Source organism: Kribbella sp. NPDC050459, assembly GCF_040655315.1.
Classification (GTDB): Bacteria; Actinomycetota; Actinomycetes; order Propionibacteriales; family Kribbellaceae; genus Kribbella.
Genome location: NZ_JBFAJQ010000008.1, coordinates 159,944 through 186,199, shown reverse-complemented (window position 1 = coordinate 186,199; position 26,256 = coordinate 159,944). Strand labels below are relative to the sequence as shown.

At 69.5% G+C, this 26,256-nt stretch carries 24 protein-coding genes and 1 pseudogene; 12 read left to right on the top strand and 13 right to left on the bottom strand.

Going from position 1 to position 26,256, the window contains the following annotated elements:
• Positions 1-10 precede the first annotated feature (10 nt).
• Genes AB0I12_RS25510 through AB0I12_RS25500 form a run of 3 tightly spaced genes read left to right on the top strand, consistent with a single transcriptional unit; the run spans position 11 to position 3,205 of the window.
• Positions 11-610 carry a YbjQ family protein gene (locus AB0I12_RS25510; protein WP_359934098.1) on the top strand — a complete coding sequence of 200 codons (600 nt, stop codon included), beginning with the start codon at positions 11-13 and terminating at the stop codon, positions 608-610.
• Positions 600-1,964 (top strand): GH1 family beta-glucosidase, encoded by a 1,365-nt coding sequence (locus AB0I12_RS25505; protein WP_359934096.1) that lies wholly within the window; start codon positions 600-602, stop codon positions 1,962-1,964. Before AB0I12_RS25510 ends, AB0I12_RS25505 begins: the two co-directional genes overlap by 11 nt.
• Positions 1,961-3,205 (top strand): MFS transporter, encoded by a 1,245-nt coding sequence (locus AB0I12_RS25500; protein ID WP_359934094.1) that lies wholly within the window; start codon positions 1,961-1,963, stop codon positions 3,203-3,205. The genes AB0I12_RS25505 and AB0I12_RS25500 overlap by 4 nt, the downstream gene beginning before the upstream one ends.
• Here AB0I12_RS25500 and AB0I12_RS25495 read toward each other — a convergent pair.
• Complete coding sequence (locus AB0I12_RS25495; protein WP_359934092.1) at positions 3,136-4,467, bottom strand: crosslink repair DNA glycosylase YcaQ family protein; 1,332 nt, start codon at positions 4,465-4,467, stop codon at positions 3,136-3,138. The genes AB0I12_RS25500 and AB0I12_RS25495 overlap by 70 nt on opposite strands.
• A 338-nt stretch (positions 4,468-4,805) precedes the next feature.
• Between AB0I12_RS25495 and AB0I12_RS25490 the strand changes: the two genes are divergently transcribed.
• Positions 4,806-5,495, top strand: a complete 690-nt coding sequence (locus tag AB0I12_RS25490) for a phosphotransferase (protein WP_359934090.1) — start codon at positions 4,806-4,808, stop codon at positions 5,493-5,495.
• Here the strand turns inward: AB0I12_RS25490 and AB0I12_RS25485 are convergent.
• The 5 genes from AB0I12_RS25485 to AB0I12_RS25465 are packed head-to-tail and all read right to left on the bottom strand — an operon-like array spanning position 5,464 to position 10,247.
• Entirely contained in the window at positions 5,464-6,765 is a 1,302-nt protein-coding gene (locus tag AB0I12_RS25485; protein WP_359934088.1) for an MFS transporter, read from the bottom strand. The genes AB0I12_RS25490 and AB0I12_RS25485 overlap by 32 nt on opposite strands.
• A 21-nt stretch (positions 6,766-6,786) precedes the next feature.
• On the bottom strand, positions 6,787-7,221 hold the full coding sequence (locus AB0I12_RS25480; RefSeq protein WP_359934086.1) for an EVE domain-containing protein: 435 nt from the start codon (positions 7,219-7,221) through the stop codon (positions 6,787-6,789).
• A 4-nt stretch (positions 7,222-7,225) separates the two neighbouring features.
• Positions 7,226-8,740 carry a tripartite tricarboxylate transporter permease gene (locus AB0I12_RS25475; protein WP_359934084.1) on the bottom strand — a complete coding sequence of 505 codons (1,515 nt, stop codon included), beginning with the start codon at positions 8,738-8,740 and terminating at the stop codon, positions 7,226-7,228.
• On the bottom strand, positions 8,740-9,243 hold the full coding sequence (locus tag AB0I12_RS25470) for a tripartite tricarboxylate transporter TctB family protein (RefSeq protein WP_359934082.1): 504 nt from the start codon (positions 9,241-9,243) through the stop codon (positions 8,740-8,742). The genes AB0I12_RS25475 and AB0I12_RS25470 overlap by 1 nt, the downstream gene beginning before the upstream one ends.
• Complete coding sequence (locus tag AB0I12_RS25465) at positions 9,240-10,247, bottom strand: tripartite tricarboxylate transporter substrate binding protein (RefSeq protein ID WP_359934080.1); 1,008 nt, start codon at positions 10,245-10,247, stop codon at positions 9,240-9,242. The genes AB0I12_RS25470 and AB0I12_RS25465 overlap by 4 nt, the downstream gene beginning before the upstream one ends.
• Before the next feature lie 186 nt (positions 10,248-10,433).
• Here AB0I12_RS25465 and AB0I12_RS25460 point away from each other — a divergent pair, with 186 nt between their 5' ends.
• Both AB0I12_RS25460 and AB0I12_RS25455 read left to right on the top strand, forming a co-directional pair.
• Positions 10,434-12,077, top strand: a complete 1,644-nt coding sequence (locus AB0I12_RS25460; protein WP_359934078.1) for an ATP-binding protein — start codon at positions 10,434-10,436, stop codon at positions 12,075-12,077.
• Positions 12,074-12,739 (top strand): response regulator, encoded by a 666-nt coding sequence (locus AB0I12_RS25455; protein ID WP_359934076.1) that lies wholly within the window; start codon positions 12,074-12,076, stop codon positions 12,737-12,739. Before AB0I12_RS25460 ends, AB0I12_RS25455 begins: the two co-directional genes overlap by 4 nt.
• A gap of 182 nt (positions 12,740-12,921) precedes the next feature.
• On the opposite strand, the pseudogene AB0I12_RS25450 reads toward AB0I12_RS25455, so the two are convergent.
• Positions 12,922-13,041: pseudogene (locus AB0I12_RS25450) on the bottom strand (DDE-type integrase/transposase/recombinase); the annotation flags it as partial.
• Positions 13,042-13,995: 954 nt separating this feature from the next.
• Here AB0I12_RS25450 and AB0I12_RS25445 point away from each other — a divergent pair.
• A complete protein-coding gene (locus AB0I12_RS25445; RefSeq protein ID WP_359934074.1) occupies positions 13,996-16,221 on the top strand; it encodes a DUF222 domain-containing protein in 2,226 nt (741 codons plus the stop codon).
• Positions 16,222-16,545: 324 nt separating this feature from the next.
• On the opposite strand, the gene AB0I12_RS25440 is transcribed toward AB0I12_RS25445, so the two are convergent.
• From AB0I12_RS25440 to AB0I12_RS25430, 3 genes are all read right to left on the bottom strand, one after another.
• Complete coding sequence (locus tag AB0I12_RS25440; protein WP_359934072.1) at positions 16,546-17,124, bottom strand: DinB family protein; 579 nt, start codon at positions 17,122-17,124, stop codon at positions 16,546-16,548.
• An 857-nt stretch (positions 17,125-17,981) separates the two neighbouring features.
• Positions 17,982-18,506: a gamma carbonic anhydrase family protein gene (locus AB0I12_RS25435; RefSeq protein ID WP_359934070.1), complete on the bottom strand. Its 525-nt coding sequence runs from the start codon at positions 18,504-18,506 to the stop codon at positions 17,982-17,984.
• Between the two features lie 10 nt (positions 18,507-18,516).
• Positions 18,517-18,978 carry a T6SS immunity protein Tdi1 domain-containing protein gene (locus AB0I12_RS25430; RefSeq protein WP_359934068.1) on the bottom strand — a complete coding sequence of 154 codons (462 nt, stop codon included), beginning with the start codon at positions 18,976-18,978 and terminating at the stop codon, positions 18,517-18,519.
• A gap of 34 nt (positions 18,979-19,012) precedes the next feature.
• Between AB0I12_RS25430 and AB0I12_RS25425 the strand changes: the two genes are divergently transcribed.
• Positions 19,013-20,176 carry an MFS transporter gene (locus AB0I12_RS25425; protein ID WP_359934066.1) on the top strand — a complete coding sequence of 388 codons (1,164 nt, stop codon included), beginning with the start codon at positions 19,013-19,015 and terminating at the stop codon, positions 20,174-20,176.
• Positions 20,177-20,199: 23 nt separating this feature from the next.
• The gene (locus AB0I12_RS25420; RefSeq protein WP_359934064.1) at positions 20,200-20,562 is read left to right on the top strand and encodes a cupin domain-containing protein; all 363 of its coding nucleotides are present in this window, start codon (positions 20,200-20,202) and stop codon (positions 20,560-20,562) included.
• On the opposite strand, the gene AB0I12_RS25415 is transcribed toward AB0I12_RS25420, so the two are convergent.
• The gene (locus AB0I12_RS25415; protein WP_359934062.1) at positions 20,563-21,135 is read right to left on the bottom strand and encodes a TetR/AcrR family transcriptional regulator; all 573 of its coding nucleotides are present in this window, start codon (positions 21,133-21,135) and stop codon (positions 20,563-20,565) included.
• A gap of 116 nt (positions 21,136-21,251) precedes the next feature.
• Between AB0I12_RS25415 and AB0I12_RS25410 the strand changes: the two genes are divergently transcribed.
• Positions 21,252-22,631 carry an MFS transporter gene (locus AB0I12_RS25410; protein WP_359934060.1) on the top strand — a complete coding sequence of 460 codons (1,380 nt, stop codon included), beginning with the start codon at positions 21,252-21,254 and terminating at the stop codon, positions 22,629-22,631.
• Positions 22,621-23,088: a GNAT family N-acetyltransferase gene (locus AB0I12_RS25405; RefSeq protein WP_359934059.1), complete on the top strand. Its 468-nt coding sequence runs from the start codon at positions 22,621-22,623 to the stop codon at positions 23,086-23,088. The genes AB0I12_RS25410 and AB0I12_RS25405 overlap by 11 nt, the downstream gene beginning before the upstream one ends.
• On the opposite strand, the gene AB0I12_RS25400 is transcribed toward AB0I12_RS25405, so the two are convergent.
• Complete coding sequence (locus AB0I12_RS25400) at positions 23,073-23,834, bottom strand: endonuclease/exonuclease/phosphatase family protein (protein WP_359934057.1); 762 nt, start codon at positions 23,832-23,834, stop codon at positions 23,073-23,075. The two genes, AB0I12_RS25405 and AB0I12_RS25400, sit on opposite strands and share 16 nt — an antisense overlap.
• Positions 23,835-23,996: 162 nt before the next feature.
• Between AB0I12_RS25400 and AB0I12_RS25395 the strand changes: the two genes are divergently transcribed.
• Positions 23,997-24,836 carry an EamA family transporter gene (locus tag AB0I12_RS25395; protein ID WP_359934055.1) on the top strand — a complete coding sequence of 280 codons (840 nt, stop codon included), beginning with the start codon at positions 23,997-23,999 and terminating at the stop codon, positions 24,834-24,836.
• On the opposite strand, the gene AB0I12_RS25390 is transcribed toward AB0I12_RS25395, so the two are convergent.
• Entirely contained in the window at positions 24,829-26,157 is a 1,329-nt protein-coding gene (locus AB0I12_RS25390; protein WP_359934053.1) for an FAD-binding oxidoreductase, read from the bottom strand. The genes AB0I12_RS25395 and AB0I12_RS25390 overlap by 8 nt on opposite strands.
• Positions 26,158-26,256: the final 99 nt, after the last annotated feature.

Sequence of the window (26,256 nt, the reverse complement as noted above, 5' to 3'; positions counted from 1 at the left end):
CCATGGGCGCATGAACCAGAACTTTCCCCCGAACCAGCCGTATCCGCCGCAGCAGCCCGGTTACCAGCAGGGCCCGCCGCCCGGGTACCAAGGTCCGGCGCAGCAGGGGTACCAGCAGGGTCCTCCGCAGCAGGGGTATCAGCAGCAGGGATATCAGCAGCAGAGCTACAGCCAGCCGGCCCAGCCCGCTCAGCCCGCAGCACCGCACGTCGCCCCTCAGGGGTCGCCGTACCCGGTGCTCGTCTCGACCATGAACGACCTGCCCGGCTACACCGCGGAGCAGGTGTTCGGGGAGGTCTTCGGGCTGACGGTGCGCAGCCGCAACATCGGGTCGAACTTCACCGCGAGCTTCCGGTCGCTCGGCGGTGGCGAGGTGCCGGAGTACACCCAGATGCTGGCCGAGTCGCGGCACGTCGCCGTGATGCGGATGTGCCAGATGGCGCAGCAGATGGGCGCGAACGCGATCCTCGCGATGCGCTTCGACTGCAACGAGATCGCGCAGACCATGAGCGAGGTGGCCGCCTACGGCACGGCGGTGGTCGTCCGGAAGATCGAGCCGCCGCGCGCCGAGGACACGACACCCGACGAGGACGATGCGAATGAGAGCTGAGCTGACGTTTCCGGCCGGTTTCCGGTGGGGGGTCTCGACGTCGGCGTACCAGATCGAGGGTGCCGTGGCCGAGGACGGCCGCGGTCCCTCCACCTGGGACACGTTCTGCGCCGAGCCCGGCCGGATCCTGAACGGCGACACCGGCGCGGTGGCGTGCGACCACTACCACCGGTACGCCGAGGACATCGCGCTGATGCGTGAGCTCGGCGTGGACACCTACCGGTTCTCGTTCGCCTGGCCGCGGATCCAGCCGTCGGGGAGTGGTCCGGGAAACGCGGCCGGCCTGGACTTCTACGACCGGCTGATCGACACGCTGCTCGGCGCCGGGATCCAGCCGGCGCCGACGCTGTACCACTGGGACACCCCACAACCGCTCGAGGATGCCGGGGGCTGGCTGTCCCGCGACATCACCGACCGGTTCGCCGAGTACGCCGCGATCCTGGGCGCGCGCTTCGCGGACCGGGTGCCGCTGTGGATCACGATCAACGAGCCGGTGGTGCTGACGTTGATGGGGTACTCGCTCGGCGCGCACGCGCCCGGCAAGGAGCTGCTGTTCGACGCGCTCCCGGTCGCGCACCACCAGCTGCTCGCCCACGGCCGCGCGGTGCAGGCGCTGCGGGCCGCCGGGGCCCGGACGATCGGCATCGCGTCGAACCACGCGCCGACCTGGCCCGCGACCGACAGCGCGGAGGACAAGGAAGCGGCGGCGCTCTACGACAACCTGGTCAACTGGTTGTTCGCCGATCCGATCCTGCTCGGCGAGTATCCGGCGGGTATGGGCGACGCGATGCCGGGGCCGGTCGCGGACGACCTCGCGGTGATCTCGACCCCGCTCGACTTCTTCGGTATCAACCACTACGCGCCGGTCTCCGTCGGCGTTGCCACCGGTCAGCCGGACACCGCGGCGACCGACGGCGTTCAGCTGCCGCCCGGCTTGCCGTTCGAACCCCGCCGGCTCGAGGGCTACCCGACCACGGACTTCGGGTGGCCGGTGGTGCCGGAGGCGTTCGGCGAGATCCTGCGGACCTTCAAGGAGCGGTACGGCGACAAGCTGCCGCCGATCTACATCACCGAGAACGGGTGCGCGATCAACGACGGTCCTGTCGACGGGGTGGTGACCGATCAGCGCCGGATCGACTACCTGGACGGCTACCTGCGGTCGTTGAAGGGCGCGATCGACGCCGGGATCGATGTCCGCGGGTACTTCCAGTGGTCGCTGCTCGACAACTTCGAGTGGGCGGCCGGGTATTCGCAGCGGTTCGGTCTGGTGCACGTCGACTTCGAGACCCTCGAGCGCACGCCGAAAGCGTCGTACTTCTGGCTCCAGGCCCTGATCGCCCAGAACCGGCGATGATTCCCGAGCCCGGCGTGGTGCCGTCCGCCTTGGCAGAGCCGACCGTCCGGGTGCGGGGCGGGTGGACGGCGGCCGTGGTGCTGGCGAATGTCGGGGTGTTCGCCGCCTGGCTCGGGCCGATCCAGGTGCTGCTGGCGAAGCAGTCGGAGGCTGTTGCGCCGGGCAACAAGGAATACGTTTTCGGCCTCGTCACCGGTGTCGGTGCGGCAGTGTCCGTGGTGGCGAATCCGGCCTTCGGTGCGCTCTCGGACCGGACCACGTCCCGCCACGGCCGCCGCGTTCCGTGGGTGATCGCCGGTGCCGTTGGTGGTGCCATCGGTCTCGGGATCCTGTCCGGCGCACACCTGATCGCGCTGATGCTCGTCGGCTGGTGCCTGATGCAGCTGTTCGGCAACGCACTCCTCGCCGCGGCCACTGCCGTCGTACCGGACCGCGTCCCGGTCGCCCAACGTGGAGTGGTCGGCGGCTGGGTCGCCATCTCCCAGGTCCTCGGCGCGCTGGTCGGGACGGCGCTCGCGGCCGCGTTCGGGAGCTTCACGCTCGGGTACCTCGCCTGCGCCGCGTTCCTGCTGTTGTCGGTCGTTCCGTACCTGTTCCGCAGCGACGACGTCCCGCTGACGGAGCGCCCGCCGTTCGTGCTCGGCGAGTTCCTGAAAGGCTTCTGGATCAGCCCGCGCCGCTACCCGGACTTCGGCTGGGCGTGGCTGACGCGGTTCCTGTTCAACGTGGGCAACGCGTTGGGCACGCTGTACCTCTTCTACTACCTGCAGGACGAGGTCGGCGTCGACGACCCGGACACCGGCGTCCTGATCCTGACCGCCATCTACAGCGTGTGCGTGCTGGTGACCGCGATCGGCTTCGGGCGGTGGTCGGACCGGTCGGGCAGGCGGAAGGTGTTCGTCACCGCGTCCGGCTGGGTGATGGCGGTGGCCGGGGTCGTCCTCGCGGTGTGGCCGAGCTGGCCGGGCGCGATTCTCGGGGCGATCATCCTCGGTGCCGGCTTCGGCGTGTACCTGTCGGTGGACTTCGCGCTGCTGACCGAGGTCCTGCCGAGCGCACGCGACCGCGGCAAGGATCTCGGCGTCATCAACATCGCGAACTCGTTGCCGCAGGTGCTGGCGCCGGTCATCGCCGCGCCGATCGTCAAACACCTGGGCGGCTACCCGGTGCTCTACTTCTCGGCGTCCGCGGTCACGCTTCTGGCCGGCGTACTCGTGACCCGGATCCGCTCGGTCAGCTGAGCCGCCGTACGCCCATCGGCGGGGACGGCGATGTGCTCGAGGTCGAGCCAGTCCGCCATCAGGTGGAGCTCGGCCGCCAACTGCTCGACGAAATCGGGGGCGCCCGGCTCGGCGGTGAGGGTCGGCACGACCAGAGTCGAGTTCTGGCGGTCGGCCTTGAGGTCGACGCGGGCGACCAGCCGGTCGCCGAGGAGGAACGGAAGCACGTAGTACCCGTGGACGCGCTGCAGTGCGGGCGTGTAGATGCTGATCCGGTAGAAGAAGTCGAACAGGTGGTGCGTGCGGTCGCGGTTCCAGATCAGCGGATCGAACGGCGACAACAGCGTCTGCGCCTCGACCGGCCGGTCCTCCGCTTCGTGCCACCGGTACGACTGCTGCTTGACGCCCTCGACCCGCACGGGCACCAGGTCGCCGGCGTCGACCAGATCGGCGATCACCTCGCGACCGGTTGCGGCCGGCAACGGAAAGTGCGCCTGACCGCTGCCGCCGCAGAGCTCCTTCAGCGTCGCGATCCCCAGACCACGCGCCGCGATCCGGACCAGCTCACGCCGTGCCTCGTCGGCGGTCGGCACCGGCGCGTCGAGGACGCCGGCGGGTAGCACGCGCTCGGTCAGGTCGTAGATCCGCTCGAAATGCCGACGGCCCGCGATCGTCACCTGGCCCGTGCAGAACAGGTACTCGATCGCGATCTTCGCGTCCTGCCAGTTCCACATCGTGCCGGTGGACGGATCCGGGTGCGGATCGCTGCGCTTGCGGCGTACGCCGTCCGGGCTCGCCTCGCCCGCGGTCAGCGGCCCTTGCTCCGTGACGAGCCGGAGGACCTGGTCGACGTACCCGGGCCGCTCCGCCGTCAGCCGGCGCATCCCCGCGACGACCGACCACGGCGCGGTCACGTCCGGGCTCAGCTCGTCATCCCACACCTGTCGCTCGGCGGCCAGCATCCGCCACCGCATCAACGGGAAGACGTCCAACGGGAGCAGGGCGGCCTTGTGGCCCCAGAAGTACTCGAACAGCTCCCGGTGCGCGCCCCAGCTCATCCGGTCCAGGCTCGCCCGCGAGTAGTTCCCCACCCGCGCGAACGCCGGCAGGTAGTGCGACCGGCACACCACGTTGACCGAGTCCAGCTGCAGTACGCCGGCCCGCCGGATCGCTTTCCGCACCCGTCGTACGTCCACTCGCCCCCGCGCACTGCCGAACCCCTGCGCCCGCAGGGCAATCCGCCGCGCGCTCTCCACCGACACGTCATCACCAACGGCCACCATGAACCGAACCTATACTGCCCGGAGGACAGCAACCTGGGAGGAAAGCTGCTCACGGCCGGTCCGGAGGACGTTGTGCGGGCGTTCGAGCTGGGTGTGCCGGCCGGCGGTCTCGTCCTGGTCAGGCGCGGTGACGCGGAGGCCTGGCGGCTCGACACCAGCACCGGAAGCTACTTCGTGAAGGGGTACTTCGAGGACCTGACCGGTCAGCTGGCGGTGGCGATGGAGTTCGAGCGGTTGGCGCTCGAGGCCGGGGTGGACATGCCGGAGCCGGTCGCGCCTGCCGATCCACTGCTGGGCTGGGTGACCCGGATCGATGAGCGGCTCTTCCGCGTCTACCGATGGGTCGAGCAGCGGGGGAGCGGCTCAATTACCTCCTTGGTGCGCTCGACAGGTCGGCGATGCACCGCGACCCTGGGCTTGACGTCTCCAGCTGGTTCGGCCGCACGATGGCGCAGGTCCATCAGCTGCAGCCCCTCGGCTCGGGCGGCTTGCCTCAGTGGTGGCGCCAGGCGGTCCACTCACCCGCAACCTGGGACCGCTGGTTCGCCGAGGCGCGCAGGCTCGGCGCTTCATGGGCGGATCGGCTTCCGGACATCGGCGCGGCGACCACACGCATCGCCGAGCTCTGCGACGGCGTACCGGATCTCGTGACAACCCATGGCGACTTCAAGCCCCACAACCTCGTCAACTCTTCCTCCGGGCCTGTCCTGGTGGACTGGGACGCCGTCCGCACCGACAGCGCAGCCCTCGAAGCAGGTCGGGCCGCCTATATCTTCGGAGCCGGCGATCCCCAGCGGATCAGGAGGATCCTGACCGCGTACACCGCTGCCGGCGGCGAACTCGGTTGGACCGGACCGAACCTCTTCCTCAGCGTGACCAGAAACCACCTCCAGGTGCTGAGCGAGCTGATCCAGGTATGGCTCGGGCAAGCCGACGCAGCCCGCTGGATGGGCGATCGTGCGACGATCGAGAGCGCGATCGCCGACAGGCTGCTCGCTATGCGGGCACCGGCTCCGCCTGGTAGCTGAGGTCCAGCCGGCGGTAGGCCGCGCTCAGGAAGGCGAGCAGGACGACGATCAGCATCAACAGGCTCGCGGCGACGAACGCGAGGGCGATGCCGCGCGCCTGCCCGGCGCCGAGCAACCAGCCGAACGTACTGCGGCCGGACGCCGAGTCCATGTACGGGATGAGCAGGAACTGCGCCGCCGGGCCGACCGCGAACGCCGCGATCGGGGTCGACGCGGTCTCGATGCTCTGCGCGAACCCGAACACCCGGCCCTGCTTCTCGAACGGGACCATCCGCTGCAGGATCGTCTGCTCGGCCGCCTCGGCGATCGGGACCACCAGCATGAACCCGAACATCCCGAGCACCAGCAGCGACTGCCACTCGCGCACCGCCGTCCCCATGCCGACGACCGCGATGCCGACGTTCGCCAGCAGCAGCAACCGCAGCGGCGAGCGGCCGAGCCCGAAGCGGGCCACCAGCGCACCGCCGGCGATGAAGCCGATGCTGGTGATGCCGAGGACCACGCCCCACGACTGGACCGAGAACAGGTTCAGCCCGTACGGGTCCATCAGCGCCATGAACACACCCATGATCAGGTTGTTGAACGTGCTGAACAGCACCAGCGGAAGCAGCCCGGGCACGGCGCGCATCGTCCGCCACGCGTTCCGGACGTCGATCCGGGCCCGCTCGTGGTGCTCCGGCCGCGGTTCGTCGAGGCGGATCGCGAGCAGCAGGTGGACGAGGACGGCGACGGTGAACACGACGGCGATCGCGACCGTGCCGCCCATGCCGACGAACCCGACGGACAGGCCGCTCAGGACGCTGGTGATCAGGTGGGCGACGCCGTTGACCGTGCCGACCAGGCCGTTCGCCTTGTCGCGGCGGTCGGCCGGGACGAGCAGGGTCACGGCGGTGGACAGCGCGATGCTGCGGAGCTGACCGGCCGTGCTGCCAACCAGGACGAGCAGTGTGAACACCCAGAACCACGGCCCGTGCCAGTCGGTGAGGCCGCGGCCGGCCACGGCGTACAGGACGCCGGCGAGCGCGAAGGCGACGCCCGTAATCGAGGACGACAGCGCCATCGCGGTCTTCTTGCGGTGCGCGTCGACGACCGCCCCGAAGATCGTCCCGGAGGCGGCCCCGATGAGCATCGAAACGCCGGAGACGAGCGACGCCGCGAGCACCGAGTGCGTCACCAGGTACACCCAGAACGCGAAGCCGAAGCTCAGGAACGTGGTCGTCACGTTCGCGACCAGGGTGTTGATCAGCAACCGCCGGAATGTCGTGTTCATACTCCTACGTCGAACGCGACCTCACGGAATTGACATGGCCTCCCGAAGGACCGCGAAATCGTCCGGATCGAGCGGGACGAGACCGCGGCGGAGCTGGTAACCCCAGTTCGCCTGGCGGGTGAGCTTCAGGTCGAGGTCGTGCAGCGCGGCCCGACGTACCGGCAGGAACTCGATCCGCCGCCGCCACGGCTCGATCGTCCCGCGCGCGCCCATACTCATCGGTTCGGCCTGGTACGGCGCGTCGTCGGCGACCACTCCGAGTGCGGTGAACGCTCGCAGCGGAGTCTTCTCGCCGTACCGCTCGGTCGGGGAGTAGATCGCGAAACCGTCGCCCTTGCGGAGCCGGGCCACGCCGTACCGCTTGCCGTGGTTGAGCTGGATGAAACCGCCGTCGACCGCCCGCCGGGTGTGGTCCGCGGAGACCACACCCAGCCAGGCCCTGTTCAGATCGTTCATGCACCTACTGTGAGGCCGAATATGCGACATCTTTCGTCATAATTCGGCGGCGGAGCTTGTCGAGCAGCGGCGCGGCGATCAGCACCACGATGACGGCGTAGATGACGTACGCGACGGGACCGCCCACCAGTCCTGAGACGTCGCCGTTCGACAGTTGCAGCGCCATCCGGGCCTGGCGCTCCGCGATCGGGCCGAGGATCACGCCGATGATGAGCGGCAGCACCGGCAGCCCGAATCGGCGCATCCCGAACCCGAGCAGGCCGAGCAGCAGGAGCAGCAGCAGGTCGAGCGGCTGCGCGTTCACGGCGTACGCGCCCATCGAGGCGAAGAAGATGATCCCGGCGTACAGGTACGGGCGGGGGATCTGCAGGAGCTTCGCCCAGGCCGGCGCGAGCGGCAGGTTGAGCAGCAGCAGGAACAGGTTGCCGATGAACAGGCTCGCGATCAGCGCCCACACCAGCTTCGGCTCGCGCTGGAACAGCAACGGTCCCGGCTGGATGCCGTACGACGTGAACGCGGCCAGCATCACGGCCGCGGTCGCATTCGTGGGCAGGCCGAGCGCGAGCATCGGCACCAGCGTTCCGGCGGCCGACGCGTTGTTCGCGGCCTCCGGTCCCGCCACCCCCTCGATCGCGCCGTGCCCGAACTCCTCCGGGTGCTTGGACAGCTTCTTCTCGGTGGCGTACGACAGGAAAGTCGGAATTTCAGCGCCACCGGCCGGCAGCGCTCCGATCGGGAAACCGTACGCCGTTCCGCGCAGCCACGGCTTCCACGAGCGGCGCCAGTCGGACTTGCCCATCCACGGCCGGCCGACCGGGATCACCGTGCCCGGGTTGCGCCGCAGGTGCGCCGCGACCCAGAGCGCCTCGCCGACCGCGAAGATGCCGACGGCAACCACCACGACGTCGATACCGTCGGCGAGCTGCGGGATCCCGAGGGTCAGCCGCTGCTGGCCGGTCACCTTGTCGATCCCGACCAGCCCGATCACCAGGCCGAGCAGCAGCGCCGCGAACCCGCGGATCCGCGACGACCCGAGCACCGAGGTGGCGCCGGCGAACGCGAGCAGCATGATCGCCAGGTAGTCCGGCGCGCCCAGGCTGATCGCGAACTTCACCACCTGCGGCGCGACCAGCACCAGCAGCAGCGTGCCGATCGTCCCGGCCACGAACGACCCGATCGCGGCCGTCGCGAGCGCCTGCGCGGCCCGCCCGGCGCGGGCCATCTTGTTGCCCTCGATCGCCGTCACCACCGATGACGACTCGCCCGGCGTGTTGAGCAGGATCGACGTCGTCGAGCCGCCGTACATGCCGCCGTAGAAGATGCCGGCGAACATGATGAACGCCTGCACCGGCTCGAGCCCGTACGTGATCGGTAGCAGCAGCGCGACCGTCATCGCCGGCCCGATCCCGGGCAGCACGCCGACCGCCGTACCGACGGTGACTCCCAGCAGCGCCAGCAGGAGGTTCAGCGGCGTCAGCACGTCGCCGAACCCGTTCAGCAGGTTCATCAGGTTGTCCATCACAGAATCCCTTGCAGTACGCCGGCCGGCAGGTTGACGCCGAGCCCGATCGCGAACGCGTAGAACGTGATCAGCGCCAGCGCGACGGCGATCACCAGGTTGCGGATGTGGTGCCGGCTGCCGAGCGCGAACGCCGAGCCCCAGAACAGCACGGTCCCGCTGATCACCCAGCCCAGCGGGTCGATCAGCACCAGGTTCACCACGAACGCGGCGATCAGCAGCAGCACGGTGCGCCAGTCGACGGGCGACGTGACGTCGACGTCCTCGCCCTCCTCGGCCGCGCCGGTGCCGCCGCGGGCGACGTCGGCGGCGTACAGCGCGGCGACCACCAGGAGCAGGACACCGAGCACGATCGGGACCGGCTTCGGGCCGATCGGATCGTTGCTGTTGGCAATGTGCTGGAGCCGGGCGGCGTCGACGATCACCAGGGCGCCGACGACCGCCAGGAACCCGCACACTCCGTACTGCGCACGATCCGGCCGCCGGGCAGCGGCCTCGCTCATGCCGCCAGACCCAGCTTGGTCAGGATGTCGGCGACCGCCTTGTCCTGGTCGGTGAGGAACTTCCCGAACGCGTCACCGGTCACGAACGCGTCGGTCCAGCCGTGCTTGGTCAGCTCGGCCTTCCACTCCGCCGAGTCGTGCATCTTGGTCAGCGCGTCGATCCAGACCTTCTTGTCCGCGTCGCTGATCTCCGGCGGCGCCACGATGCCGCGCCAGTTCGTGAACACCAGGTCGATCCCGGAGTCCTTCAGCGTCGGCACGTCCTTGAGCGCGTCGATCGGCTTCTCGCTCGTCACCGCGAGCACACGGACCTGGCCGCTCTCCACCTGGTCGAGGAACTCGCCGAAACCGCTGGCCCCGAAGGCGATCTTGCTGCCGAGCAGCGCGGGCAGCAGCTCGCCGCCGCCGTCGTACGAGACGAAGTTGACGTCCTTCGGGTTGATCCCGACCGCCTGCGCGAGCTGCATCGGCAGCAGGTGGTCCGGCCCGCCCGGCGACGAGCCGCCACCGACCGCCAGCCCCTTCGGGTTCGCCTTCCACGCGGTGACCAGGTCCTGGATGGTCTTGTACGGCGAGTTCTTCGGCACCACGATGGCGCCGGCCTCCTCGATCATCTTCGCGATCGGGGTGGTCTGGGTGAGCGTGGCCTTCGACTTCGACGTGTACGTCGCGCCGACCACGCCGAGCCCCATCTGCATCGCGAGCTTGCCGTTGCCCTTCTCGTTCACGATCCGCTGCAGGCCGACCGTGCCGCCGGCGCCCGGCAGGTTGAACACCTGCGTGCCGGTCGCGATCTTCGCGTCCTCCATCACCTTCGCGGCGGTCCGCGCGGTGGTGTCGTACCCGCCGCCGGCGGTGTTCGGCACCATCAGCCGCAGTCCGGTGGCCGGCTTCCCGCTGTCGTCGTTCGCGTCGCCGGACTTGTTCGCGGTCGCACCGCACGCGGTCGCGCTGACCAGGGCGAGCAGCGCCGTGGTGACCCAGAGCATCGGCCTAGACCTCATCGGCTGAGTCCTTTCCTAGAGGGGATCAGGTGGCGACGATCGTGGACCTCCGGTGGTACGGGCGTCTGCGTTGTGGCCGCAGCGGTGGTTGAGTTCATTGTGGTCACAGGCGGAACCTGGGTGAAGTGTGGCACTCGGGCTCCGGACCGGTGATCATGCGGTTCGGAAAGGGCGAGGAGGTGGACCATGGCGAGGCTGGGACGGCGGCCGACGCTGGCCGGGCAGCTGCTCGTGCTGCAGCTGGCGATCGTGGTGGTCGTGCTCGTCGCCGTGGCCGCGGTCTCGCTCGCCCAGTCTGCCGCCACGTTCAACCGGGTGGAGGGCCGCCGGGTGACCCTGCTCGCGGAGCAGCTGTCGGCGAGTCCCGCGCTGCGCTTCAGCATCCGCAACCCGGCGCCCGCGGAGATGCTCGCGCCGACCCTGCAGACCAGCATCGCCCAGTCCGGCGTCACCTCGATCACGGTCGCCGACGCCAAGGGAAAGGTGATCGCGGCAACCAACGTGACGCTGATCGGCACCAAGCTCACGCTGGGTGATCCGGATGTCCGGAAGGGCTGGTCCGGGCAGCTGCGGGGCGACGACGGAATGGAGCTGGTCGCGCAGGTCCCGGTGCTGAGCGAGGGCAAGGACAAGCTCGGCAATCCGGACGGGACGCTCGGTGACCACATCGGCACCGTGATGGTCGGCGAGCGCTCTCCTTCGGTACTGCAGCGGTTGCGCGGCGCGTCGTCGTACCTGGCGATCTATCTCGGGATCGCCTGCGTGCTCGGGCTGCTCGGGTCGTGGCTGCTCGCGCGCCGGATCAAGCGGCAGACGCTCGGGCTCGAACCGCGGGAGATCGCCGGTCTGGCCGAGCACCGCGAAGCCATGCTGTACGGGCTGGCCGAAGGAGTCGTTGCCCTGGACCCCCAGCTGCGCGTGACGCTGGTGAACGACGTCGGCCGGCGGCTGCTGGACCTGCCTGCCGACGCGGTCGGGAAATCGCTGCGGGACCTGGGGATCGAAGGGCGGCTGCGCGAGGTGCTCGCCGGCGACGACGAGGCGCGCGACGCGGTCGTCGTACGGCGGGGGCGGGTACTCGTGATGAACCGGATGGAGGTGCTGAAGGACGGGCGGTCGCTCGGATCCGTGACCACGCTGCGCGACCGGACCGAGCTCGCGCAGCTCGAGCGCGAGCTCGGCTCGTTCCGCTCGTCCGCCGAGCTGCTGCGGGCGCAGACGCACGAGTTCGCGAACCAGCTGCATACGATCTCGGGGCTGATCCAGATCGGGGAGTACGACGAGGTGGTCACGTACGTCGGTGCGCTCAACCGGTACCGTGAATCGCTCGATCTGACCGTGACGCGGCGGGTCCACGACACCACGGTCGCGGCCCTGCTGATGGCGAAGTCGTCGCTCGCGGCCGAGCGCCGCGTCGAGCTTCGGGTGTCCGAGCGGACCACCCTGCTGCGCCTCGATCCGGCGCTTTCCGCCGACATCGCGACCGTCCTCGGGAACCTGGTCGACAACGCCGTCGACGCCGCGGCGCAGTCCGGCACACCGCTGTCGCCCGCGTGGGTCGAGGTCGAGCTGCGGCAGGACGCGACCAGCGTCGAGATCGTTGTTCGCGACTCCGGACCCGGTGTCGCGCCCGAGCTGGCGCAGGAGGTGTTCGCGCACGGCTTCACCACCAAGGCCGCGGCCGAGGGTGAGCGGGGGATCGGCCTGGCGATGACGCGCCTGATCTGCCGGCGCCGCGGCGGGGAGGTCGCGGTCACCAACCTGTCCGAGGGCGGCGCCGCGTTCGTGGCGCGGATGTCCACCCAGCGGACCCCGGAAGGAGCCCGATGATCACCGTCCTGGTCGTCGACGACGACTTCATGGTCGCCCGCATCCACCGCGGGTTCGTCGACCGCGTCGACGGCTTCGAGGTCGTCGGCACCGCGAACTCGGGCGACCAGGCGGTGGCCGCGCTCGCCGACCTCGCTCCCGACCTGATTCTGCTCGACCTGTACCTGCCCGACGTGTTCGGTCTCGACCTGATCGCCCGGCTGCGCGCCGTCCGGCCCGATGTCGACATCCTCGTCATCACCGCAGCCCGCGAGGCCGACGCCGTACGCGGCGCCGTACGGCAAGGGGTCGTGAACTACCTGCTGAAACCCTTCGGTTTCGAGGATCTGCGGACCCGGCTCCAGGAGTACGCCCGCCGCCGCGCCAGCGTCCCCGACCAGGTCACCTCCCAGGCCGACGTCGACCGCGTCCTAGCCCCCACCCGCCAACTCGTCAACCGGCTCCCGAAAGGCCTCAGCCAGGAAACCGCCGACCTCGTCGCCGCCGCACTCCGCGCCACCCCCGACAGCCTCTCCGCCGCCGAATGCGCCGAGAAGATCGGCATCTCCCGCGTCAGCGCCCGCCGCTACCTCGAGTTCTACGCCGCCCAAGGCCGAACCGAAGTAACCCTCCGCTACGGCACCACCGGCCGCCCCGAACGCCGCTACACCTGGCGAACCTAGAACTTCCAACCCACACGTGTTCTGGCGGTGGTGTGGGTGGGCCAGGGTGGCGGTGGTAGAGGCGCGGCAGTACCGGACGTACTGACTCGAGGTGTACTGGCGACCGCGGTCGGCGTGGAAGATCGCGCCCGCAGCTGTCCAGCGCCATCTGGAGCGAGTCGACGACCAGACTGGTGCGGGTTGCGGTCGGCCAGTTGACAGCCGACGACCATCCGGGTGGCCAAGTCGATCACGGTGGCCAGATACAGCCAGCCCTGACCGGTGCGCAGGTAGGTGATGTCACCGACCAGCCGCTCGCCCGGCGCGCAGCTGTCCGGGCGAAGGCACGCTCCAGCAGGTCGAGTGAGTCGACCGGGCGGTCACCTGGCAGTGTGGTCCGCTGATAGCCGCGTGACTTCACGGCCCGCAAGCCAAACTCACGCATCAAACCCGCGACCAGTCCCACGCTGCACGCACACTCCTCGCGGTTCAGCTGGGCCGGCACCCGTAGGTCTGCCGGGACCGGTCGAACACCTGCGGGATCCGCGTCCCCAGGACCCGCCGCCTGCCACCGGCAGCCTCGGCTCGGTGGCGCCAGGCAGCGGCTTTTCATCCGCAACCGGCGGATCTCGGCCTCCATCTCCTGCACCCGAACCTGATCCACCGGCTCCACAGACTCCTGCGCACCGGCCTGCGAAACTCACTCACCCACTTGTTCAGCGTCTTACGCTCCACACCGAGATCACCCGCCACCTCGGTGATCGTCCGCCCCGACCTCAGCCCGAAACTGCGGACTGAACCGCCGACGCTTCCCGGCTCGCTCCAGAGCACCTGTCCAACACCCTTTGTACACCTCACCCTTAGCGCGGTGCATTGGTTGCGGCTACCGGGACCCGGGCGATGCTGGCCCGGGTGGTGTCCACGGCCGTGGCGTGCTGAACGCCGGCCCGGGGTACGGCGGCCGGGAAGCTGCGGGCTGCCGCGCGGGGAGCGACAGCGCCGGAGACTGCCCAGGTCTGGACCGACTGCGCTCGGCGGGCCGCGCGCGCCGCCATTAGCCGCCCGACCAAGGGCCCGTTTCGACGCATCCTGCACCGCGGCCCTCGACTCGCCGCCACCGGACAGAACTCACGCAACCCCAGCACGATCTTGCTGCAAGGCGCTCTCCCAAGACGGGCAGATTCCCCGGCCGCGACACCGACAATCCCCTTGCCTGCAAGGGATTCCGGCGTCTTGCCGATTTGGCTGTAACCGGATCGTGATCTACAATAGAACACATGTTCGATACCGATCTGGATGATCTCGACACCGCGGACCTGCTCGCCGCGGCCGCCGAATGCGCCCAGATCGAGAACCGCGCCGCCACCCGCATCCTGGAAACCGCGCTCGCCTACGCCGACCGCAACGCCGTCGCCGAAGGCTACGAACCACTCCCCGGTTACGAACGCCTCGTCGTCTACGGCGGCGACGGCTGCCCCGGCGTCGCCGAATTCGCCCCGATCGAGTTCGGCGCCGTCCTCGGCATCTCCAGCGGCGCGGCCAGCTCCCTCATCGGCGAAGCCCTCGCCTTGCGCCACCGCCTCCCTACCGTCTGGGCCGCCGTCCTGTCCGGCACTGCGATCGCCTGGCGCGCCCGCAAAATCGCCCATGCCTGCCTGACCCTGTCCCAAGAAGCCGCCGCGATCGTCGACCGCCGCGTCGCCGCCATCATCAACACCGTCACCCCCAGAAAACTGGCCGCCATCACCACCGCCGCGATCTGGGAAGCCGACCCCGCCCAAGCCCAGGCCAACGCCGAAGCCACCGCCAAGACCCGGGGCGTGTTCGTCTCCCAGTCCGACGACCACGGCACCAAGAGGATTTGGGTGCGTGCAGCGGCCGGAGACGTGATCCGCTTCGACGCCAAGATCGACGACCTTGCGCAAGCCCTCAAAGCCCTCGGCGACACGGACACTCTCGACCAACGCCGCGCCAAGGCTGTCGGCTGGATCTCGGACCCCGCATCCGCCCACCACCTCATCGAAGTAGCTCGCCACCTCGCCCGCATGCAACCCACCAACACCCGGACCGCTCGTACCGACGACACCACCGGCGAGACCGCCGGTGACACGACCGGTGACACGACCGGCGACACCACCGGCGAGACGACCGGCGAGACGACCGGCGAGACGACCGGCGACACGACCGGCGAGGCCACCGGCGAGATGACCGGCGAGACGACCGGCGAGACCTCCGGCGGCACGTCCGGCGACACGACCGGCGAGGCCACCGGCGAGATGACCGGCGAGACGACCGGCGAGACCTCCGGCGGCACGTCCGGCGAGACCTCCGGCGGCACGTCCGGCGGCACGTCCGGCGAGACCTCCGGTGACACGACCGGCGACACGACCGGCGAGACTGCCGGTGACACGACCGGCGACATCACCGGCGAGACCACCGGAGACGCGGCCGGCGGTGACGGTTGTCCGGTGACCTGGGATCTCAGCGACTTCGAGCAATCCCCGCCGGTCGATGAGCCTGCCGATGCCGATCACATGGCGAGCAAGGCTGCTGGTGCTGTGGCCGGTGAGCCGACTGGTGCTGAGGTGACCAACGGCATGATGACCGACTCGGTGGCTTACAGCACGGTGGCCGGTGGCGAGGCCGAGGGTGCGGACGGGTTCACTCGCCAAGCGCTGGCCGGCACGCTGGCGGCCCGGTTCGCCGCGATCAAGCGCGACGCCTACAGCACAGGCCTCGGCGCGGTCGCCGGGCGGCGTAACCGCCACATCCTGTACGTGCACCTCACCGACAAGACCCTGGCGACCGGCGCCGGGGTGCTGCGGGTTGAGGAGCTCGGTCCGCTCTTTGCCAGCCAACTGACCGAACTGCTTGGCCACGACCAGGTGGTCGTCAAGCCAGTGATCGACCTGCACGACCAGGTCAGCGTCCACAGCTACGAGATCCCGGATCGAATCCGCGAACGCGTTCGTCTGCGTCACCCGGTCGACATGTTCCCGTACGGCGGCGGAGAGGCCACCACCCGGATGGACCAAGACCACATCACGCCGTACAGCTACGCCGCGCGACCAGCGCAGCCGTCGTCGCCATCAGCACCGGCCAAGCCGTCAGCACCGGCCAAGCCGCCGGGCCGATCGAGCGCGCCGGACCGTACTGCCCCGCCTGGCCGAGCCGCCTCAGCGGATCGTGCCTTTCCACGCAGCCGAACCAGCTCAGCGGATCGCACCAGTCCGCCCGGTCAGACACGCCCGCCTGGCCGCACACGCCCGCCGGAACGCACCGGGCCGCCGGGGCAAACCAGCGTCGACAACCTCATACCGCAGAGCCGACTCCACCACCGCGCCAAAACCTTCGGCGGCTGGAGAAACCGACGCCTGCCTGCCGGCGCCATTGAATGGACCAGCCCCCACGGCTTCCGCTTCCTCGTCGACCACAACGGCACCCACTATCTCCCACCACGACAAACCCGCAACCGCAAACCCGGGCCGCGCACGGGCCCATGAGCACACCAACCGGCTCGGCAGCCCGTACCTGCCGAACGAAGTGGTCGGAAGGGGAGCGTCGCTGCAACATGGCCCTCGGAGCCGGCGAGCCGAGAGTGTCGCCGACAGCTCGCGGGGACGATGCCGGGCGGCGTACCGCAACGCTCTGATCTTCGCGTGAAGACAGTTCCGCACCCACCAGATTCCGGACCTGGGCGCTCGCCAACCCCGCGCCCCGGTGCTTGGTACCTCGCGAATCAGCGTTTACCCGTGAGTGTCGGCCGCCTACCGCGCGGACCGCACTGGCCTCGCCAAACGCGCCGGCCTGGATCCGGCGGTAGCGGTTCAGCGGGACGGGTCTGCGGCTCGGGCGGCTTGTTCGATTCGGGTTCGGTGGGCGGTCCAGTCGACGTCGGGGTCGGTGTTGGTGGTGTTGTCGAGTTGTTCGCGGAGGATGTCGGCGTGGCCGGCGTGGCGGTTCGATTCGGTGAGAACGTGGACCATCACGTTGAAGAGCATGACGTTGAAGAGCATGACGTCGGGGCGCGGCCACCAGGGGACGGTGGCGCGGGCGTCGATCGGGACTGCAGTGATGGTGGCGTCGGCGTGCTCGCAGGCGCGGCGGTAGTTGGTGAGGATCTGCGCGCGGGTTTCGTGTTCTCTGACCCAGAGGTGGTCGTAGTTCGCGTAGCCGGGATCGGTGAAGCTCGGGAGCGGATCGGCGTACGGCCGATCGAAGATCTCGCCGAGATAGCGCGCCTCGGTGATCGTCAGGTGCTTGATCAGGCCGAGCAGATTCGTGCCGGTGTGGGTGAGCGGCCGGCGTACGTCGTACTCGGACAATCCGTCGACTTTCGCCACGAGCCCTTCACGTACCCAACGGAGAGCGTCGTGCAGATAGGCCTTCGCGAAGTCGTCGATCACACCGCCAATACTCACCCGACGCGGGGTCGCGCCGGGGAGGAGTCGCTCGTCGACGCCGCGCTGCTCGCCGTGATCGCTTACACCGCGGCGCCTCTGGTCAGTTCCGACGCCGCCTTCCCCCTGGTAGCAAAGGTCACCGACCCGTCCGGCCGGCCGCCGTGCTCAGTCGCATCCAGCCCAGTCGCATCCAGTTCGGGGACCGGCAGTCCGCAGCTGCCCGACGACAGCCGGGAGCGGGTTGCCAGCCTTGTAGTCGGAGGCGAGCGCCGGTTCGAAGCTTGTCGGCGGTGGCTGGCTGCGTCCGGTGGTAGCTGGAACCTGGGGCGTCGGGCGGGAGTACACCTGTGGCGCTGGGCGGGTGTCTATGTGTGCGGGTCGCCAGCCTGGTGGGCGGAGGTGAGTGCGAGTTCGCGGCCTGTCGGGGCGGCAGGCTGCGTCGGGCCGCAGTTGGAAGCTCGAGCGTCGGTCGGGAGCGAGCCTGCAGCGTTGCGTGGGGTGCATGCGGTGCGGGGTGCATGCCTGGTGGTTAGAGACGCGCGTTAGCTCGCAGTTTGTTGGCGGCAGCTGGCTACACCCGGCGATACCCGGGACCTCCCGTATCGGCCGGAACCACCGGCGTCGGCCGGGGCCAAGCGCGCCGCACTGAGCGGGGAGGCGCGGGAGTGGGTAGCCGACGAGCGGGGCGGCGAGGAAAGGGCGATGCCGGTCAGGTCGGCTGTGCGGTGCCAGAGGCGGACTCGTAGGGGCTGGTCCTGGGCGCGGGGTCGATGCGGGCGGGGCCGACGCCTCTGAAGAATTCGCCGAACTTCTGCGGGCCGTAGTAGTCGCCGCTTGAGGCCGTCGGCTTGGGTTGGGGCTTAGTCCTCGACCAGTTCGACCGTGGCGGCGTGGCGTTCGGCCAGGGCGTGGTAGACGGTGGCGTTGTGGTCTACGAAGAGTTTGGCGGTGCCGTCGAGCGGGACGATCTTCTTGGCGGGGCTGCCCATGGCGACTGACTCGGGTGGGATGACCGCGCCTGGGGTGACTGTTGAGCCGGCGGCGATGAGGGAGCGGGGGCCGACGACGGCTCCGTCGAGGACGATGGCGCCGTTGCCGACCAGGGCTTGTTCGCCGATGGTGCAGTCGTGGACGAGGCACTGGTGTCCGACGGTCGCGTTCGGGCCGATCTCGCAGCCGTTGTGGCCGACGTGGATGACGGTGTTGTCCTGGATGTTCGCGCCGGCGCGGATCGTGATGGTGCCCAGGTCGGCCCGGATCACCGCGCCGTACCAGATCGACACCCCGGCCTCGACAACCACATCGCCGACGAGGGTCGCGGTCGGCGCGATCCAGGCGGCGGGGTGAACGGTCGGGCGCTTACCTTCGAACGAGTACAGCGGCATGCGCCACACCCTAGTCAGTGATCGTGATGCCGGAAATCGGCGTACCGGGCGGCAGGTCGCGGATCTGGCTGTGGATCTGCCCGAGGATGTTGAGCGAGACCACGAAGTCCATCACCTCGACGTTGTCGAGCGCGATCTCGCCGCCGAGCTGTGGCGGATGCGCGAACGAGTAGACCTGATCAGGACCCGGTACGACGCCTCGGTCCGCGGCACCGAACGCGAGACCGGCCAGCAGGTACTGATCCTGACCGTCCTCCGTGTTCAACGAGTCCCGCAGCTCGTCCGCGCTCGCCCACGGCCGCTCCAGCATCCCCTCGAGCGTGTCCAGCCACCAGAACCCGTCCGCCGCCTGGAAGAACACATCCCCGAACGGCGACGTGAACACCGGCACCATCCCGTCGAGCTCGAGAAAGGTCCAGGATTCGAGGCCGCGCGCGTACTGCTCGTCCGTGAACGTCCGGGTCAGCTCCACGCCCGCGAGCCTAGCCTCCAACTAGGGTGAGCGGATGCTCAAACCAGTCGCCGGGTTCGCAGCGTTCGGTCTGTTCTGGGGTGCGTGGGGTGCGATCCTGCCCGCGATCCGCGCCGGGGCCGGAGTGAACGACGGCGAGCTCGGTGTGGCGCTGCTGATGATCGGCCTCGGGGCGCTGCTGTCGATGCGGCTGACCGGATACCTCATCGACCGGTACGGCGGCATGGTGCTGCCCGTCGTCATGGTTCTGTTCGCGCTCTGCGGCGTACTGCCGGCGCTCGCTGGTTCCGTCGTCTCGCTGAGCGCCGCACTGTTGTTGCTCGGAGCAACGTCTGGGGCGACGGACGTGGCGATCAACGCGGCCGGATCGCATGCCGAGGCAGACACGGGACGCCCGGTGATGAACCTTGCCCATGGCATGTTCTCGGTCGCGGTCGTGGTGGCGAGCCTCGGTACGGCGGGACTCCGGGCCGCGGGTGTCGGCGCGCTGCCGGTGCTGGGCGGTGCGGCGGTGCTGATCGTGGTCACGGCGGTCGTCGCTCTCGCGCCCGGGGCAACACGCACGGTTCGGACGACGCCCACCGAAAAACGCGCCCGGCTCCAGCCCGTACTGCTCGTGCTCGGCGCACTGTGCGCGCTCGCGTACCTGGTCGAGAACGCCTGGCAGAGCTGGAGCGCCGTCCATCTCGACACCTCGTTGGACGCCCCAGCAGGTCTGGCGTCGATCGCTCCGGCGGTCTTCGCCGCGGCGGCCGCCACCGGCCGCTTCGCCGGCAACGCGTTGCTGAAGCGCATCCGACCGGTGCCGCTCCTGGTCGCGGGCGGTGTCGTGGCCGCGATCGGAACGCTCGTCGCCGCCGCGGCGGGCAACCCGTGGACGGCGCTCGCCGGTATCGGAATCGCCGGTCTCGGTACGTCGGTGTGCGCGCCGACGATCATCGGCATGGCCGGGGCCTGGGCCGGGCCGGAGCGCCGCGCGGGAGCGATCGCGGTGGTCACCACGATCGCGTATCTCGGTTTCCTGGTCGGCCCGGCCGCCGTCGGTGCGCTCTCGTCCGCCTGGTCGCTGCCGGCTGCCCTGGCGAGCGTCGCCGTACTGGCGGTGGTCGTCGCCGCACTCGCCCCAGTGGCGGGACGGCTGGCGGCTTCGCCTCACGGTGAAAGGGATGTGAAAGAGCCTGGGACGAGGCTACGGTGACAGGATCGATCGAGGAGGGTGGCATGACGGAGATCGCGAAGTCGGGGGCCGCGGTGATCAGCCGGGCCGACGGGCGGGACGACGGCGAGGAGTGGACCGAGAACTACACCGAACTTCCGGGTGGTGCCGGAGTCTCGCTGATTCTCGAGTCGACCACGCAGGAGGGCGTCGGCCCGCGGCTACACCTGCACCCGTACGCCGAGACGTTCATCATCCGGCGCGGTTCGGCGACATTCACCGTCGACGGCGAGGAGATCGTCGGCAAGGCCGGCCAGATCCTGGTGGTCCCGGCCGAGACGCCGCACAAGTTCCGGACCGGTCCCGGCGGCTACGAAGCGGTGCACATCCACGCCAACCCGACCTTCGAAACCACCTGGCTGGAGTAGCTACTCAGGCGGAGTGAACGCGGCCAGCAGGGTCGCGGTGATGTACGGCGCTGCCTCGGCGGAGGTGATCCGGCCGGCCTGGATCTCGGTCGCGGCGCCGTGCATCACGTTGTGCATCACGCTGACCAGCCACGACGTCGGCAGGTCGGTCCGGAACACCCCTTCGCTGCGGCCGCGTTCGAGCAGCCGCTCCACGCGCGCCATCGGATCGGCGTGCAAGTCGCGCACGCGGCCGGGCGGCAGCGCGTCCTGAGCCGCGATCAGCAGCGCCCGGTACTGGTCGACCAGGTGCCAGCTCGATGCGATCAACCGGGTCAAGGCCTCCCGTGGGTCTCCGGTCAGATCGACCTGCCCCAGCGTCTCCTCGCCGGTCGCGATCGCCTGCACGAACACCGCGTCGACCAGCTCGGCCCGGGACGGGAAGTGCCCGTACAGGGTCACGCGCCCGACGCCGGCCGCTTTCGCGATCTCCGACGTACTCACCGCCGGATCACGGCTCAGGCACTCGGCCGCGGCGGTCAGGATCGCCGTGATGTTGCGCTGCGCGTCCGCGCGCCTGGTGGTGACAGCCATCCGGGACCTCCCTGATCTTGAACACCACTGTACGAATTCCTCTTGTCGAACACCAGTGTACGAGTTACCGTACCGAACATAACCCGTACATACCTGTTCAACTTAAGGACGAGACCATGACTCAACCCGACCCCCGGCGGTGGCGACTGCTGGGGCTGCTCGCCGTCGCGCAGTTCATGCTGATCCTCGACGTCACCGTGGTGGCGATCGCGCTGCCGAACATCGAGACCGATCTCCATCTCCAGCGCGAGACCCTGACTTGGGTGGTCAGTGCGTACACGCTGATGTTCGGCGGTCTGATGCTGCTCGGCGGTCGCGCCGCCGACCTGTTCGGCTCCCGCCGCGTCGTTCTGACCGGTCTGCTGGTGTTCACGCTCGCGTCGCTCGTCACGGGGCTGGCCAACGGGCCGGAAGTCCTGCTGGGCGGCCGGGTCGCGCAGGGGATCGGCGCCGCGATGCTCTCCCCGGCGGCGCTGGCCGTCGTCACGAAGACGTTCGACGCTGAGGAGCGCAACAAGGCGCTTGGCATCTGGTCGGCGATGGGCGGTGGCGGCGCCGCGATCGGCGTACTGCTCGGTGGTCTGCTCACCGCGGGCCCCGGCTGGCAGTGGGTGTTCTACATCAACCTGCCGATCGGCCTGGTCGTGTTCGCCTTGCTGGTCCGGATGCTGCCGGCCGACCGTCCGAGCGAGCAGCCGGGACGTCTCGACGTACCGGGCGCGCTGCTGGTCACCGCCGGCACCGGTACGGCGATCTACGCGCTGATCAACGCCGGCGATCATGGCTGGCTGTCGGCCGCGACGCTCGGCACGCTTGCCGGAGCCCTTGTGCTGTACGGCGTGTTCGCCTGGGTCCAGCGCACCGTGCGGTCACCGCTGATGGACCTGCGGATCTTCAGCCGCCGTCCCGTCACCGCCGGTACGTTCATGATCCTGGTCGCGACGGCGCTGATGATCTCGATGTTCTTCCTCGGCTCGTTCTACCTGCAGCACTTCCAGGGGTACGGCGCCTTGCGCACCGGCCTGCTGTTCCTCCCGGTGGCGGTCGCCGCGATCGTCGGCGCTCAGGTGGCCGGGCACCTTGTCGGCCGGACCGGTGCGCGGCCGATCGCGATCACCGGGTTCCTGATCACCGCGGCCGGCGTGACTGTCCCCGCGATCTGGGAGGGTACGGCCGTGATCGTGATCGGGATGACCGTCGCGACGATCGGGCTCGGCGCCGCGTTCGTGGCGGCGTCGACCACGACCTTCGCGCAGATCGACCACCGCGAGGCCGGGCTGGCGTCCGGGATCCTGAGCACGTTCCACGAGTTCGGCGCGTCGCTCGGCGTCGCCGTCGTGTCGAGTGTCGCGGCGGCGAGTCTCGCCGGGACGGTCTCGACCGGTTTCACCCGTGGGTTCACGTTCGCCGCTGTCACCGCCGCGGTCGCGGCAGTCCTCGCGCTGGTCGTCGTACCGGCGTTCAAGCCTGCGACCGGAGGGGTTCATGTCCATTGAGATTCGCCGTGCTGTCGTCGCGGATGCGGCAGCAGTGCACACGATGCTGGGGGAGCTGGCCGACTACCAGGACCAGGGCGCGTACCTGACCGCGAGTGTCGCGGACTGGCAAGGATTCCTCGGGCGCGAAGAGGTGGTCGTGCTGATCGCGGAGGTCGGCGGCGCCGTCGCCGGGTACGTTTCGGCACTGCGCCGGCCGTACCTCTGGGTAGGTGGTGATCAGTTGGCGTTGGACGATCTCTACGTCCGCGAGCAGTTCCGCGACGCCAGTGTGGGACGGCAGCTCATGCTGGCGCTGGCCCGGTTCGCGCTGCCGGACCGCCTGCCGATCAGTTGGGGGCTGCGTCTGGAGAACACCGCCGGATACCGCTTCTACGAACGCCTCGGCGCCAAGCTGGTCACGAAAACCGTGGCCGGCTGGAGCCCGGAGGCGTACGAGCGTCAGCTGAGCGAATAGGTCGCCGCGACCGGAAGGTGGTCGGACGCGAAGCTCACCGGGACCGACACGGCGGTCGTCACCAGCTGCGAATTGTGCAGCTGGTAGTCGATCCGCTTGGTCGGCAACGGCGCGGGGCTGGTGAGTCCGAGCCCGAAGCCCTTCTCCGGCCAGGTGTCGGTCCAGTGCGTCGTCAGCGTCCGGACCTCGGTCGACGTCGGTACGGCGTTCAAGTCGCCGACCAGCAGCGTCGCCTCCGGGGCGTCCTTCAGCAGCGCGACGATCGCGTTCACCTGCTCCAGGCGCTCGCCGTCGTTGATCGTCGTCAGGTGCGTGTCGGCGAAGCGCAACGGCGTACCGTTCACGTCGATCATGGCCTCGAGCAGACCGCGCTGCTCACTGCCCGCATGCAGCGGCAGCAGGGTGTTGCGGGAGTCGACGATCGGGTACTTCGACAGCACGAGCGTCCCGTACTGACGCCGCGGCTTGCCCGGCTCGGCGGGATCCCAGTCCAGGTTGGCGGCGAAGACGTAGTTCATCTGCAACCGCGCCGCCAGCCAGGCCGGCTGGTCCACCCAGTTGCTGCGCGCGTCGAAGAACTTGTCGACCTCCTGCAGACCCACGACCGCGGCCCCCGACGCCTCGATCGTCTTCGCGACCCGCTCCAGATCGAGCTTGCCGTCGACGCCGGCGCCGTGGTGGATGTTGAACGTCAAGGTCTTCACGGTCGTGGCCTCCACCTTCGCGTTCGCCGTCAACGGTGACACGACTAGAAGTAGGCATCCGGCCAGCGCGGCAAACCTCCCCGATCGACGCATGACGCACAGTATTTCCGGGCGCCGGGTCATTTCCGGTATGGAAAGCTCAGCGCCATCCGGCTTACCGGAACGGCATGGTCGTCCGGCGGGCCGTTTCCTAGCGTGAGTTCGGTGCGCAGAACCGTTCCGCCGCAGACGTACTTCGTCGTCAGCGCCGTCTTCCACTACCTCGGCCCCGCGCTGGCGGTGCTGCTGTTCGTCCGCATCGAACCGCTCGGCGTCGCGTGGCTGCGGATCGCCTCGGCCGGACTGATCTTCGCTGTCTGGCGTCGTCCGTGGCGGGCGTGGCGAGTGCTGTCCGGCCCAGCCCGGCGGCTGGTCGTCGGGTGGGGCTTTGTCCTTGCGCTGATGAACTCCTGCTTCTACTTGGCGATCGAGCGCATCCCGCTCGGTACGGTCGCCGCGGCCGAGTTCGCGCCGGTGATTGTGCTCGCGGCGATCGCGGTGCGCAGCCTTCGGAACGTGCTCGCAGTATTGCTTGCCGTGGTCGGCGTCTATGTGCTGACCGACATCCGCCTGTCGGGCGACTGGATCGGGCTGGTCTTCACGGCGTCGAACGCGCTGCTGTTCGCGGCGTACGTCGTCCTCGGGCATCGCGTGTCGAGGACGGACGGCCTGCGAAGGATCGACGGGCTCGCGCTGGCAATGGGTACGGCGACCGTACTCGCGCTACCTGTCGGCGTCTGGGCGGCGATCCCGGCGTTCACCGACGTCAGGTTGCTGGTCGCTGCCGTCGGCGTCGGGGTGTGCTCGTCGGTGATCCCGTACGTCGCGGACCAGTTGGCGATGGCGCGGCTGGAGCGGTCGACGTTCGCGCTGATGCTGGCGTTGCTGCCCGCCACGGCGACGGTGATCGGTGCCGTCGTCCTGCGACAGATCCCGCAGGCCGCCGAACTCGTGGCGGTCGCGATCGTCGTCGCCGCGGTCGGGCTGCATCGCGAACCTAGCTAGGCCGCACGTTGTGGTTGCCGGCGAACACGTTTTCCGGGTCGTACTCGCGCTTCACCGTCACCAGCCGTTCGTACGTAGCGGCCGGGTAGACCGCGGCGACGTCGGCGTCCCCGGCGTCGGACAGGAAGTTGGCGTACGCACCGTTGACGTGCGGGCTCAGGCGATCCCACAGCTGCTCCCGGGCTGGGCGCGTCGCCTCGATCACCGGCGGCGGGCCGATCGTGGTGGTGATGAACATCAGGTCAGCCTGGCGGTGCGCGTACGCCGTCGCGTCGTCGGGGACCTGCGCAACCGCGCCGCCCAGGCTGCGGACGGCGATGACCGGCGCACCCTGTGCCGTGCCGGCCTCGGCGAGGATCCGCAGCACGTCCGGCACGGAATCCTTGTCGACAAAGGCATTCCGCGTGACGAGCCGGATCCCGGGTGGCGGCACCATGCCGTCCACGAGCACCTCGGCGTACGGCGTCAGCGCGACCTCGTCGGCGATCACGGTACCGAGCGCGCGGATCGGGTCGATCGCCTGCGCGGCGAGGTCCGCGTCGTCACCGTCGTACGCGACCTGGATCTCCAGCGGCGCTTCGGGGCCGCCGAGGAACGGGTTCGCGAACGACGCGATCGAGGTCAGCTCCGCGGGCGCGGTGCGCAGGTGCTCCGCCCAGCGGGGCAGCACATCCGCGATCTCGGCGGCCGGGAAACTCACCTTGCCGAAGAAGATGTCCGTCGTCGGGTGCGCCGCGAAGTCGAACGCGGTCACGATCCCGAGGTTTCCGCCGCCGCCCCGAACGGCCCAGAACAGCTCGGGGTTCTCGTCCGCGGACGCCCGGACGACGTCGCCGCCGGCGGTCACGATCTCCACCGCGACGAGCGAGTCCAGGGCGAGCCCGTACTTGCGGACTTTCCACCCGATACCGCCGCTCAGCGTCAGCCCGCCGACACCGACGCTCTTGGTGTCACCCGACGAGATCGCCAGCCCGTGCGGCGCCAGCGCGGCCGCGACCTGACCCCAGGTGGCGCCGCCGCCGATCCGGACGACGTGCCGCTCCTTGTCGACGAGCTCGACGCCGGCCAGCAAGCCGAGGTCGATCACCACCCCGCCGTCGTTCGTCCCGAATCCTGGGAACGCGTGTCCACCGCCGCGCACCGCGAGCGGCAGGCCGCTGTCGGCGGCGTACCTGACGGCCTTTCGGACGTCCTCGACGTTCGCGGGCCTGAGGACGTACGCCGGGGTGCCCCCGACCAGCACGGTCCGGCTCGCGGCGTCGTACCCCTCGTCCTGCGGTCCGACAATCTCTCCAGCGAATCCTTCGACTACAGCGCTCATGACGTTCCTTCGTGTTTGCCCTCATCGAACAAACACCTGACGCCCGCCAGGGCCCGGATGTGACGTGACCAACCAGACATCACAAAACCCGGCCCTATT